Annotated in this window: 8 protein-coding genes; 5 read left to right on the forward strand and 3 right to left on the reverse strand. The window is 58.4% G+C overall.

The features are described 5' to 3' along the window. Positions 1-126: 126 nt before the first annotated feature. Positions 127-2,085: a hypothetical protein gene (locus KI231_RS07735; RefSeq protein ID WP_213027893.1), complete on the forward strand. Its 1,959-nt coding sequence runs from the start codon at positions 127-129 to the stop codon at positions 2,083-2,085. A 671-nt stretch (positions 2,086-2,756) separates the two neighbouring features. After that, positions 2,757-4,592 (forward strand): autotransporter outer membrane beta-barrel domain-containing protein, encoded by a 1,836-nt coding sequence (locus tag KI231_RS07740; RefSeq protein ID WP_249412105.1) that lies wholly within the window; start codon positions 2,757-2,759, stop codon positions 4,590-4,592. A 252-nt stretch (positions 4,593-4,844) separates the two neighbouring features. Here KI231_RS07740 and KI231_RS07745 read toward each other — a convergent pair whose 3' ends face one another. Then, entirely contained in the window at positions 4,845-5,240 is a 396-nt protein-coding gene (locus KI231_RS07745; protein WP_213027895.1) for a YbaN family protein, read from the reverse strand. Positions 5,241-5,250: 10 nt separating this feature from the next. Continuing rightward, positions 5,251-5,838 (reverse strand): UPF0149 family protein, encoded by a 588-nt coding sequence (locus tag KI231_RS07750; RefSeq protein ID WP_007919726.1) that lies wholly within the window; start codon positions 5,836-5,838, stop codon positions 5,251-5,253. A 411-nt stretch (positions 5,839-6,249) separates the two neighbouring features. Here KI231_RS07750 and recQ point away from each other — a divergent pair, with 411 nt between their 5' ends. The 3 genes from recQ to KI231_RS07765 all read left to right on the forward strand — a co-directional run bounded on the left by recQ (position 6,250) and on the right by KI231_RS07765 (position 10,860). Beyond that, a complete protein-coding gene (gene recQ / locus KI231_RS07755; protein WP_103305300.1) occupies positions 6,250-8,379 on the forward strand; it encodes a DNA helicase RecQ in 2,130 nt (709 codons plus the stop codon). Positions 8,380-8,513: 134 nt separating this feature from the next. Continuing rightward, positions 8,514-8,948: a MarR family transcriptional regulator gene (locus tag KI231_RS07760; protein WP_213027896.1), complete on the forward strand. Its 435-nt coding sequence runs from the start codon at positions 8,514-8,516 to the stop codon at positions 8,946-8,948. 127 nt (positions 8,949-9,075) lie between these two features. Next, the gene (locus tag KI231_RS07765; RefSeq protein ID WP_213027897.1) at positions 9,076-10,860 is read left to right on the forward strand and encodes a motility hub landmark protein FimV; all 1,785 of its coding nucleotides are present in this window, start codon (positions 9,076-9,078) and stop codon (positions 10,858-10,860) included. A 153-nt stretch (positions 10,861-11,013) separates the two neighbouring features. Here the strand turns inward: KI231_RS07765 and KI231_RS07770 are convergent, their stop codons facing one another. After that, positions 11,014-13,203: a patatin-like phospholipase family protein gene (locus tag KI231_RS07770; RefSeq protein ID WP_213027898.1), complete on the reverse strand. Its 2,190-nt coding sequence runs from the start codon at positions 13,201-13,203 to the stop codon at positions 11,014-11,016. Between the last annotated feature and the right edge of the window lie 48 nt (positions 13,204-13,251).

The raw sequence follows: 13,251 nt of genomic DNA on the forward strand, positions 1-13,251 counted from the left end.
TTTTTTCGTGCAAATAAAGCAGTAAATAAATGACAGGCAGTAACGGGTCGAAGTTTCGATTCGGAGGTCATGTTGTGTCGAAAAATAGAGTTCAAATATCTGCTTTAATATCAGGAGAGTGACAAAATGACTGTCCATGAAAAAAATACCCAAGGCGAGCCCGGCAGGGCGGCAATGAAGGCCATCCGCGCAACCCGGGCGTCACGCGCTCCAACGCCACCGAAACTACAGGGTTTGCTGGATAATGTTTCAGGTGACGATGACAACAAACTACCGAAGGCTCGGCAGGGTTTTCCTAACGAAGTTATTATCGAAAACGTTCTGGATATCAATCCTGTCCCTCCACCTAATCGCGACGTAAAGTTGCAACTATTGTGGAATGGCGCGGAAGTGGGCGATGCCATCATAGCGAAGACTCCGGTAACTACTCAGCAGAAACTGGTATTGCCGAGTCTTGAGACGACTGCAGAAGGTCGGTTTGCATTGAGCTATAGATTGACCTATGTCAGGGATGTATATGATTTTCCAGTTCCGGAATTTATTCTGATTGATAAGGAGCCGCCGAATAAAAATATCGCTGGTGAGCCAATTGAATTACCGACTCCGTACGAGGACGGTCGTATAACAATAGAGCGATTGGCAACCGACCCTGATCTTGAGTTGACGATCCCGCTGCATCCCGATCGACGAACCGGGGATACTGCCCGTGTCTATATGGGCGATAGCATCCCGGGCACGATTGTCGACACCTATATTGCCCCCGACGACGGTAGCGCTGCTATGACGGTCACACTGACGAAGGCCCGGATCGAAGCCGAGGGTGAGGGGAAAAAAATCATTTATTACCAATGGCAGGATCGCGTTGGCAATGAAGGACCGCCTTCACATGAACTGGACGTTCTGGTTCTGCTGGCGCAGCAGCCCACTAACCTGAAGCCTCTTGAAGTGCCTGAGGCGCCGGGTCCCGATAACCTCATCACTATCAAGGATGCGTACCCTGATGTGGGCGTTATCATCCGCGAGTACGACAATGTTGGCGCGATGGATGAGGTAGCGCTGACGTGGGATGGCATTCCTCAGCCACGCAAAAGGTCCGTTGATGGTTTTCCGATGATCTTCGACGTTCCTTACCACCATGTGAAAGCCAAAGGACTCGGGGAAAGGCCTGTCAGCGTCACCTACTCGATATGGCGTAGCACGCAGGAATATCCTGAAAACACGGTTGTGCCGGTGAAGGTCGACCTTCGGCGTCCTGGTACCCCGCCACCTGATCCAGAAGATCCGGAAACAGGCAACCCGAACTTGAGCGTGGTAAGGGTTCAAGCGGCAGTCACTGGCGATCCCAATAAATTTGAGCTCGTCGATGCAGGGCAGGACGGCACGGCGAGTACAGTCATTGATAAAGTTCGAGAAGTTGGTGACGTCTATCAACTCTACTGGGGGGACGTAGCTGTTCCCGCTCCTGGAGGGGTGTATACCGTGACTGGTAGTGAAGTTGACGACGATCCGGTTCCGTTTACCATTCCACACGCATTTATTACTGCACAGGGTAATGGTCAGGCAATTCCCGTACATTACAAGATTACCAATCCCGCATTGCCCGACAATAATCCAAACCCGTCACTTCGACAGCCAGTGAGCGTTTACGTCGTGCCCGTCACCTTGCCAGAGCCAAAGATCAACTTTACTTTCATGATTGGAAGTAGCGAATACTTGGACTGTGGGTCGCTGAGAAATATTGCCGGACAGGGACATGTAGCCGTTGTGACGGTTCCGGGCGGAGCGCCTTTGGAGTTGGGCATGGATTTGGCGTTTACCTGGACTGGCGTGGGCTGGGATGGAACAGATCCTGTTCCAATCACACCTTATGAATTTACCAAAAAACTTGCCAACGAAGAACATCGAGACGGATTCACTGTGTATATACCTTACAACGCCGTCTTGCAACCGATCATAGACGGCAGTGGGAGCATTGAATATTCAGCTTTAGTACAGGGTCGGTCTGAGACTTCTGATAAGCACGAAGTTCAAGTGATTGCCCGCACAGGCGACGGAGGTATGTGCCCGATCCCGACTGTTCGTTAATCGGTGTAACGAAAAAGGAAGATGCAAATCTTCCTTTTTCATTTGTGCTGCAGGTTTTTATGATGTGGGGTTTCGCAATGGAAGCGATGTGCGGATTCGGCGCGAGCGCGGGATAAAACCTCATGCAATATGAGACTTTTCCTACATTTTGTGGGTGACACTTCCTATTACTCTGCTCACATCAAAGAATCTGTTTTTTAACACTCATACCATCGGAGAGAATTATGAGTTGTAAAAAGTCGAGAGGGCATTTTCTGTGCGCCGGCCGAGTAACCCTTCTGATGTTTTCACCTTTGTTTTTTGTCAGCTCGCCCCTGATGGCATTGACCATCGTGGGGGCGGGGGAAAGTCGAAGCATAGACAACGCCACGCCAACTGATAATTACCTGGTGAACAGCGGCGGTATCCTGAACGCCCATAATGCCGGTACTTATGAAGTTCTCGTTCAGTCCGGTTCGACAATAAATGCGACAGGGGGCACTTTCGCCGGTCGCAATGGCAATAGTGGTATTACCCTCTCGAACAGTCAGGCAACGTTGATCGGAGTAACGCTCACCAGTGATGACGCCGCACTGACGCTGAGGCGCCAGGTGGGAACGCTTACCGGTTCTGCTGCCGTAGTGACAGACAGCGTCCTGCGCGGTGGAATAGCGGGTGTTGCGATTACAGGATTGAGTACCCTCGAACTTAATGGCGGTGAAGTCACGGGTACCCTTGCGGACAGCGTCGGCATCGAATTTTTTGCAGGTACGGTTCGGGCGAACGGCACAATAATCAGTGGTGACGCCAACGGTGTGCGGATGGCCCTGAGTGGTCAAGGGTTGGCAGAGACCGATCTGACGCTTGATGGCGCAACACTTGAAGGGCGGTTATCGTCAGCCATTCTTGTCGAGGAAGGGGTGCAGGCGGATATTCATGTTCTGAACAACTCGAAATTGCTCGCTGGCAATAACATCCTGCTCGATGTGCAAGGTGCTTCAACGGTTACCATGGCAGTTGCCAACAGCACGTTGCAAGGCAACATCAACATTGCGGACGGCAGCACCGCCAACCTCACTTTCGACCAGGGCCAGATGACCGGCGACGTGCTGGTCGATGGCAGTTCCTCAGCCAGCGTGACCTTGCAAAACCAATCACAGTTCACCGGTCGCCTGGACAAGGTCGCCAGCGTCAACATCGACAGCCATTCGAACTGGACGCTGACAGGCAACGACTCGATCGGCGCCCTGGGCATGAATGGTGGCAATGTCACCTTTGGCGCCGCAGATGCACCCGCCACCTATTACCAATTGAATGTCGGCGCGCTGTCTGGCAATGGCACCTTTGTCATGAAGGGGGATTTTGCTACGGGCGAGCATGACTTCCTGAATGTGGTCGGCGCATCGGCGGGTGACTTTGCTCTCGCGGTGGCGGCGTCGGGCCTGGATGCGGTGGCGCCTCAGCAATTGACGCTGGCACGCACCGGCACTACCGATGGTGCGCAGTTTGCACTGGCGGGCAACAGTGTGGTCGACGTCGGCACCTGGTCTTACAGCTTGGCCAATCGAGAAAACGGCGAAGGCGGCAGGGACTGGTTTCTTGACCCTACCACCGCCGTGATCAGCCCTGGCGCGCGTTCAGTGCTGGCACTGTTCAATACCGCGCCCACCGTGTGGTACGGCGAGTTGAGCTCGTTGCGCAGCCGCATGGGTGAGCTGCGTTTCAACGGCGGTCAGGCCGGTGGCTGGATCCGCACCTACGGCAACAAATACAACGTGGCCGACGGTTCGGGAACCGGTTATCAGCAACAGCAGCAGGGCCTGTCCCTTGGCGCCGACGCCCGGATAGGTGAAAGCCAGGTGTTGGTCGGTGTGCTGGCGGGCACGAGCCAGTCTGATCTGGATTTGAATCGTGGCACCTCGGGCACGGTGAAAAGCTATTACGTCGGCCCGTACGTGACCTGGCTCGACAGCGACACCGGTTACTACGTTGATGGCGTGCTCAAGTTCAACCGCTTTCGCAACGAATCAAAGGTCAACCTGAGCGACGGCAGTCGTACCAAGGGCGATTACGACAACTGGGGTGTGGGCGGTTCGGCGGAATTCGGTCGGCATATCAAACTGGCTGACGGTTACTTCATCGAGCCTTTCACGCAATTGTCGGCGGTGCAGATACAGGGCAAACGCTACACGCTGGACAACGACATGGACGCCGACGGCGATCGCATGCGTTCACTGCTCGGCAAGGCCGGTGCCACGTTCGGGCGTAACTTCGGTTTCGGTAACGGCGCTGTCGCGCAGCCTTACGTGCGCGCGGCGATTGCTCATGAGTTCGCCTCGAACAACGAAGTGAAGGTCAACAACAACGTGTTCAACAATGACTTGTCGGGCTCCCGGGCCGAGTTCGGAGCGGGGGTGGCGGTGGCCATGTCTGCGCAGTGGCAAGTGCATGCCGATTTTGACTACTCGAAAGGCGAGCACATCGAGCAGCCCTGGGGGGCCAATGTCGGGGTGAGGTATAGCTGGTAGGTCTGACAGCGCTGGCGAGGCGACGGTGTGATCTTCAGAACATCGTCAAGGAGTAAAAAAAGCCGCTTCTCTGTAACAGAGCAAGCGGCTTTTTCGAATAAACCTGCCAGCCTTTACAGGTGAGGAAGGTTGGGCTGTAAGTACAAAATGAGTAGGTTTGGCCGACCACAAATCGGAATGATTGACTGAATGACAGCCCCGAGTGACCTGAGGTGGCCGTGGTGTCGAGCCCGCGCGGGTGAGTCCGCAAAGTCAGTCTTTTTCCAGGGTCTTCTGCCGCAAGATATAAACCGTCACCAAAACCGCACTGGTCAACATGAACCCCCGCGCCCACGGCAGCGGCACCAGGTAGCAGGAAAACAGAATGCTCGCCCACATCAGCCCGATCGCGTAGACCTTGCCCTTGAGCGGAATGCCGTTGCCATCGAGATAGTCACGAATCCATGGCCCAAGCCGGGGATGCTCGACCAGCCAATGATAGAAACGCGGAGAACTGCGGGCGAAACACGCGGCCGCGAGTAACAGGAAGGGAGTGGTGGGGAGGACGGGCAGGAAAATCCCGATCACCCCCAATGCCACGCTGAGCCAGCCGATGGCCAGCAGGCAGTAGCGCAACATCAGGGGGCGGTTGCCTATGGGATTGTCCATAGGCCGGATCTTAGTGGTGACGTGGCTTGAGGATCGCCGGTTTTTCGTCGGGCGCCTGGCACAGCAGGTACAGCGCCGTCAGGGCTTCCGGGATCTGCACGATCATGTCGTCCATCAGGTTCGCATCCTTGGCGATGTCTTCGAACTCTGGCTGTTCGTCGAACAGGCCCGAACCGACCATGATCGGCAGGAGCATTTCGCTGACCTCTTCTTCGGCGGTTTCGAACCAGGCCGCTTCACGCAGGAACACGCCTTCCATGAAACCGATGCACCAGCCGCGCAGTTCGGAATCGTCCGGCTCTTCGCCCAGATCCAGTTCGCAGGGCAGCTCGAATTCTTCGTCGGAAGCGAGTTGACGGGCGATGTGCGCCTTGAGGCCGATCAGGGTGGCTTCGATCTCTTCGCGCTGGGCGTCGCTGCTGTAATGCGGCTCTTCAGCGAACAGGGCGTCGATCCATTCACGCTCCGGTACGTCTTCGGCGCAGATCGACAGCGCGGTCAGGTAGCCGTGAGCGGCCACGTAATCCAGTGCCTCGTCGTGCAGCTCGTCGGCATCGAGGAAGACTTGCAGGCGGGTCAGTTGCTCAGCGAAGGACATTACGGGGCTACCTTGGGGGAATAAACAATGCGGGAATTCTAGGCCTTCTTGAGCGCTCAAGCCAGCCGCATGGCAGATTTGCCGCAATTGCCGGCCGGCCTACAAACTGAAGGTGGGCAACGACTCCTGTGGGAGCGGGCTTGCCCGCGATAGCGGTGTATTTGTCGATGAAGAAGTTTGCCGTGCCGGCCATCGCGGGCAAGCCCGCTTCCACGGGGTTTCGTATTGTTGACTAGCGGAGTCTTATCAGCGGCACCCTGTGCCGGGGAACGCTCGGGTATACTGCCGCGTTTTGCGATCCCTGCCCGTAAGGCGGCCGCCATGCAACGCGTCCTTACGTTTTGTTTAAGCAGCCCTGGCTGTCTTGAACCAGCCTGAGCAGGGATGTATCAGTAGATTTTTGGAGTTTTTATGCTCGAACAGGCTCAACGCGTCCTCAAGGACATCTTCGGCTACGACAGTTTCCGTGGCCGTCAGGGTGCAATCATTGAGCGCGTGGCCAGCGGCGGTGATGCGCTGGTGCTGATGCCTACCGGTGGCGGCAAATCCCTGTGCTTCCAGGTGCCGGCGTTGCTGCGCGATGGCTTGGCGGTAGTGGTGTCGCCGCTGATCGCCTTGATGGACGACCAAGTTGCCACCCTCGAAGAGCTGGGCGTGGCCGCCGCCGCGCTGAACTCCACGTTGAGCGCCGAGCAGCAGCGTGATCTGGCCGCGCGGATCAAGCGCGGCGAAGTGAAAATGCTCTATCTGGCGCCGGAACGTCTGGTGCAGCCGCGCATGTTGTCTTTCCTGCAAGGGCTGAACATCGCCCTGTTCGCCATCGACGAGGCACACTGTGTTTCGCAGTGGGGTCACGACTTCCGTCCGGAATACCTGCAACTGGGTCAGTTGGCGGAGATGTTCCCCGATGTGCCGCGCATCGCCCTGACCGCTACCGCCGACAAGCGTACCCGCGAAGAAATCGTCACCCGCCTGCATTTGCAGAATGCCGAGCGCTTTCTGTCGAGTTTCGACCGGCCCAACATCTTCTATCGCATCGTGCCGAAGGAGCAGCCGCGCAAGCAGTTGCTGGCGTTTCTCGCCGAGCGCCGCAGTGACGCCGGCATCGTTTATTGCCTGTCGCGCAAGAAAGTCGAGGAAGTGGCGGCGTTTCTCAGCGAGCAAGGCTTCCCGGCGCTGCCGTATCACGCAGGCCTGCCCAACGATCTGCGCGCCTATCACCAGAAACGCTTCCTCAACGAGGAAGGCCTGATCATGGTCGCCACCGTGGCGTTCGGCATGGGTATCGACAAACCCAACGTGCGTTTCGTCGCCCACCTCGACCTGCCGAAATCCCTTGAGGCGTATTACCAGGAAACCGGGCGCGGCGGCCGTGACGGTCTGCCGGCGGACGCGTGGATGGCGTACGGTCTGCAAGACGTGGTGATGCTCAAGCAGATGCTGCAAAACTCCGAAGGCGACGAGCGCCACAAGCGCCTGGAGCAGCACAAGCTCGATGCCATGCTCTCGCTGTGCGAAGAGACCCGTTGCCGCCGACAGACGCTGCTGGCGTATTTCGATGAAGAGATGGCGGAGCCTTGCGGCCATTGCGACAACTGCGTTGATGGCGTGCAGACCTGGGACGCCACCGAGCCTGCTCGTCAGGCGTTGTCGGCGATCTATCGCACCGGTCAGCGTTACGGCGTCGGCCATCTGGTCGATGTGCTGCTGGGCAAGGACAACGAAAAAGTTCGCAGCTTTGGCCATCAGCATCTGTCGGTGTATGGCGTAGGCAAGGCGCTGAGTGAAAGCGAATGGCGCTCGTTGTTCCGCCAGTTGGTGGCGCGTGGCCTGGCCGATGTCGATCATGAAGGCTATGGCGGCTTGCGCCTGAGCGACACCTGCCGGCCATTGCTCAAGGGCGAAGTGACCCTGGAATTGCGCCGTGACCTGAAACCGCAAGTCACCGCCAAAACCGCCAGCAAGAGCCCGGCCAGCCAACTGGTGCGCGGCGAGGAACGCGAACAGTGGGAAGCCTTGCGCGCCCTGCGGCGCAAACTCGCCGAAGAGCATGGCGTGCCGCCGTACGTCATCTTCCCCGATTCGACCCTGCTGGAAATGCTCCGCAGCCAGCCAACCTCGCTGGCGGACATGGCCCGGGTCAGCGGCGTCGGTGCGCGCAAGCTGGAGCGTTACGGCGATGCTTTCCTCGAAGTGCTTGGTGGCGAGGCCGAGGCGCCGAAAGTGGTGGCCGACGTGCGTCACGAGTTGATCACCCTGGCTCGTGCCGGCATGACGCCGATGCAGATCGCCGGGCAATTGCAGTGCTCGGAAAAAAACGTTTACACCATGCTCGCCGAAGCGATTGGCAAGCAGCAGTTGTCGCTGGAGCAGGCCCTGGATTTGCCTGAAGAACTGATGGGCGAAGTGCAGGACGCGTTCCTCGATGGCGAGGGCGAGTTGCCGTCGGTCGCCGAGATCGCCGAGTTGTTTGCCGGCCGCGTGCCGGAGGGCGTGCTGTACTGCGTGCGGGCTGCGCTGCAATCTGAATTTGAGATGTGAGATGGCGTTTGCGCCAAGCGCTATACAGTTGTAACGATTCAGTACAGACCGCCACTTGCCTATAGCTGCAGCTCATGCTTAGCTGACTAATAATTAGTTTTTCTCTATTACTTCAGTCTAATCATGAGTGTTTTATGCCGTTAACCGATCAACACCGCTTTGGCATGCAACTGGCCCAGATGTCCCGCGGCTGGCGTGCCGAGCTGGACCGGCGCCTGGCCGGCCTCGGCCTGTCTCAGGCGCGCTGGCTGGTGCTGCTGCATCTGGCGCGTTTCGAAGAAGCACCCACCCAACGCGAGCTGGCGCAAAGCGTCGGCGTCGAAGGCCCGACGCTCGCCCGCTTGCTCGATAGTCTGGAAAGCCAGGGGCTGGTGCAACGCCAGTCCGTGATGGAAGACCGCCGGGCGAAAAAAATCGTCCTGTGCGCACCCGCCCTGCCGCTCATCGAACAGATCGAAACCATTGCCACGCAACTGCGCCATGAATTGTTCGATGGCGTGGATGAGGCGGATTTAAAGGTGTGCATGCGTGTTCACGGGCACATTCTGGCCAATCTGGAAAAATCTTGAGGCATAACCGCGTGCCGGTTTTTTGAGAGATCGGGCTGGGCAGACTATAAGAACTACTGGGCAATATCGTGTTCGTACCGGATGTGCGAACGCATAGAAGTCGGTTTTGCTTATTTAAGGGATGCTCATGCTCGCAAGTTGGCACGTGGTACTGCGCGTTAGCGCCAAAGCGCTGTTGGTCGCTGGCGCCGTCGGCTATTCAACCTTGTCGCTGGCCCTGGGGCTGGGTGACATCACGGTTCATTCCGCGCTCAATCAGCCGCTAAAGGCCGATATCGCGCTGCTTGATGTCGGTGGTCTGACGCAGAGCGATCTGTCGGTGAGCCTGGCCACGGCAGACGAGTTCGGCCGTGCCGGGGTCGAGCGGGTGTTCTTTCTCAGCGACCTGAAATTCACGCCAATCCTGCATGGCAATCGCCAGATGATCCGGGTGACCTCCAGCAAACCGGTCAACGAACCCTTTCTGAATTTCCTTGTGCAACTCAATCAGCCCAACGGCCGTCTGCTGCGCGAGTACACGGTGCTGATCGATCCACCGGGCTCGCCGGGTATCGTGCCGGCCACCGATGAGCCGGATCCCCGCGCACAGTCCTCGGCGTTTCCCACGGTCGAACCCGTCACTGCGCCGCCACAGGGGGCGCAGGGCAAACGCGACACACCGGCTGCGCCACCGCCCGTAACGACGCCGGCCAACGACGCGCTGGCCGAACAATTGGCCGCCAGCGTGCTGCTGAACCAGCAGTTGCAAAAAACTCTCGACGAACTGAACGCGAAACTGCAGGCGCAGGATGTGCAGATTGCCGACGGCAAGAAGCAGGTCAGTGATTTGCAAACGCGCCTGGCCGAACAGCAAAAGCCCCCGCCAGCGCCCGTCGTCACACCGACGCCAACGCCAGTTGCTGCACCCGTCGAATCCACGGATGAAGGTTTGAGCTGGCCGTTGCTGGGTGGTCTGCTGCTTTTGCTGGGCGTGTTGGCCGCTTTGTTTGTTCACCGCCGACGCCAGCAACAGCTGCAAGGCGTTGCACCGCTGCCGCTGTTGCCACTGCGCAATGAGCCGGATGTTGATGAAACCGAAGATAGCCGTCCCGTCACGGCTCACGCTGTAGCTGAACAGCGAGAAGAACCGGCGGCAGGTGATGTGCTGGAAGCGGTGGGGATCTACCTCGCCTATGGGCGACTTGGCGAGGCGGCCGGGTTGTTGCGCGATGCCTTGCACAAGGAGCCCGAGCGTGTCGACCTGGGTCTGCAATTGCTGGAAGTGCTGGGGCGTCAGGGTGATAGCGCGGCGTTCGAGCAACAGGAAAGTCATTTGCGAGCGCTTGGCGTGGACGCGCAGTCCTTACAGGAAATCCGCGTCCGGTATCCGAAACTGGCGAACAGCGCGCCGTTGGCGGCAGTTGCCCCTGTGGTCGCCAGCGTAGTTCCCGCCGTCGTCGCTGTTCCTGAGCCCGCACCACCCGAGGATGATTTCGAGTTGAATCTCGACGAGTTGTCGATGGATGCCAGTTGGGATCTGGAGGACAGCCGTTCGGCGCCGGTTCAGCCATCCGCTGCAGAATCCGCTTTCAGTTCCAGCCTGCAAGTGTTGCCGCAGGGCTTTGAACTGCCGGAGACCACGGTCAGTGAGGACGCCGAACTTGAGTGGATCCCCGAGCCGGATGCGCAAGCGCTGGACGATGATTTTCTCGATGAGTTTGCTGATCCAGCGCCATCGCTCACGCTGGAGCCGTTGGCGTTGCAAATGTCGGAGCCGGAGGAGGCAACGGGTGCCGGGAAGCTCGAACAGGCACAGACCTGCATTGATGATGGAGACATCGACAGCGCGATTGAGTTGCTCAATGAATTGCTCAAGGAAGGCGATGAGCCATTGAAGCAAACCGCCCGAACCCTTCTGGCGGGCATTCGCTGATCCAGACGTTCATTGACTGATGTGGTGTTCTTGACGACGCCATCGCGGGCAAGCCCGCTCCCACAGGTTGTTTGCTGTGTCCCATTTCTCGACAACACAACAAATCCCTGTGGGAGCGGCAATAGAACAGGCACCGCCCATTCTGAATCCTGATCAGAACGTCTGCCCCAGATTCAGATAAACCGCCTGCTCATTTGCATCATTCAATCCATAACTGAAATTCAACGGCCCCAGCGGCGTATCGAAACCGATAAACACACTCGCTGCATTGATGTATCCACTGTCGAACTCATTGTCGTTGTTCCACGCCCGTCCACGTTCCAGCGAAGCTCCGGCATACAGCGGGAAGTCCAGCGGCAGGTACGAGCGCGGTGTCAGTCGACGGTAATAAACGGCGCGCATCAAACTGACGTTCTGCCCGGAAATCGCATCCTCGCGGAACCCCGACAATTGCCGTGCGCCGCCGAGCAGGAAACTCGACGTCACCACGTTGGTGTCGTCGAGGGTACGGCCATAGCGCCCACCGAGAATCAGTGTGTCTGGCCCTCGGCTCATGGCCTTGTCGAGTTTGAACTCCCACTGTCGATAGCGCGTATCCGAACCCAGGCTTGGCTCGAATTGCAGGAACGTCAGGCTGATGTCCTTGCCTTCATGGGGGTAGTAAACGTTGTCCAGCGAATCGTAGGAATACTTCAGCGAGTAGAAACCTTCGTTGAAGTTTTCGCTGGGCAGATCCTGATCGCCGATCCGCACGTCAGCCTTGCCCCAGGCCTCGCCGACACCGAAACGCACTTCACCGTTGTTGCCGATTTGCCGGCCGACATTCAGCGCCATGCCGTAGCGCTCGACGCGGTACTGGGCGATCGGATCATTGTCGAGCACGGCATCAACGTTCTGTGCTTCGAACACCACCGAGGGCGCAATGAAGTAGCGCGAACCGACGTCCAGTGGCTGATAGAACTCGCTGTACAGTTCCTGTTTGTCGCCAAGCTGCGCCCGGGTCAGCCATTCCGCACCGAGGCGATTGATACCGTTGATGCGGTAACTGGCGCCGAGGTTGAAGGCGCTGTCGCCGCGCATGTCGTCCGACAGGTTCAAGCCGACGCGCAGATAATCGGTACCGCTGCGCTTGCCCCGGGCGCTGATCACCAAGGTGTGATCCTGGCCCTTGTGCACCACGCGATACTGCACCTGCTCGAAGTAGTCGAGGCCGTACAAGGTGCCCATGTCTGAATGCAATCGGCCCAGATCCAGCGGCTCTCCGATGTGTTGACGGATGTAGTAGCGGATCACATCGTCGTCGACCTTCGAGTCGTTCTCGACCTTGATCGCGGTGATGATGGGCGTGCGTTGACCGGGGGCGCGGGCGGCGTTGAGTTCGGCGTCCTGAGACTCGCTCGGCTTGAGTCGGGCGAGGCGGGCGTCGAGGATTCGGGTGGCACGATAACCGGCATCAATCATCTCCTGGGCGCGGCCGAAATCGGTGACGCCGAAGCTGGCCAATGCCGGTTGGATCAACACGTCAGTCGGTTTGAGGGCGGCCAGTTGTTCTTCGGAATTGCTCCGGGTCATCAGGGTGATCGACTGGTTAAGCACATCGACCACGGTGGTCAGTTGCTTGCGATTGCGCAGCGGTGTGCCGATGTCGACCACGATGGCGATATCGACGCCCATTTCCCGCGCCACATCCAGCGGGATGTTGTCGGTCATGCCGCCGTCCACCAGCAGCCGACCATCGAGTTCGACCGGGGCGAATACCGCCGGGATCGACATGCTGGCGCGGATCACCTGGGGCAGGTGGCCCTTGCGGAACACCACTTTCTCGCCGTTGGCGATGTCGGTGGCCACGGCGCGGAACGGGATCGGCAGTTTGTCGAAATCCCGGGTGTCACTGGTGTGGGCCAGCAGGCTTTCCAGCAGCAGCGCGAGGTTCTGGCCCTGAATCACCCCCAGTGGCAGGCCGAGGCTGCCGTCGTCGCGAAAACTGAGTTTCTGTTTCACCAGAAAATCGCGGTCATCCTGCTTGCGCCGGAATGGCACGTCCTCGCGGGGCGGCGCATCGGACAGCGCCTGTTGCCAGTCGATACCCAGGGCGAGTTTTTCCAGTTCATCGATCTTGTAGCCCGAGGCATACAGACCGCCGATCACTGCGCCCATGCTGGTGCCGGCGATCGCATCGATCTTGATGCCTTGTTCTTCCAGTGCCTTGAGCACGCCGATGTGCGCGAGCCCGCGAGCGGCACCGCCGGACAGCACCAGGCCAACTTTCGGCCGTGGCGCTTCAGCGGCGCAAAGCAACATTGGAAGGAAACCAAGCAGCAGGCAGAACAGCAGACGGTGCATTGTGAGTCTCGGGGCAAGCGATAAAGCCGGCTATTATAGCGGCGCCCT

This window comes from Pseudomonas sp. Seg1, from assembly GCF_018326005.1.
GTDB lineage: Bacteria > Pseudomonadota > Gammaproteobacteria > Pseudomonadales > Pseudomonadaceae > Aquipseudomonas.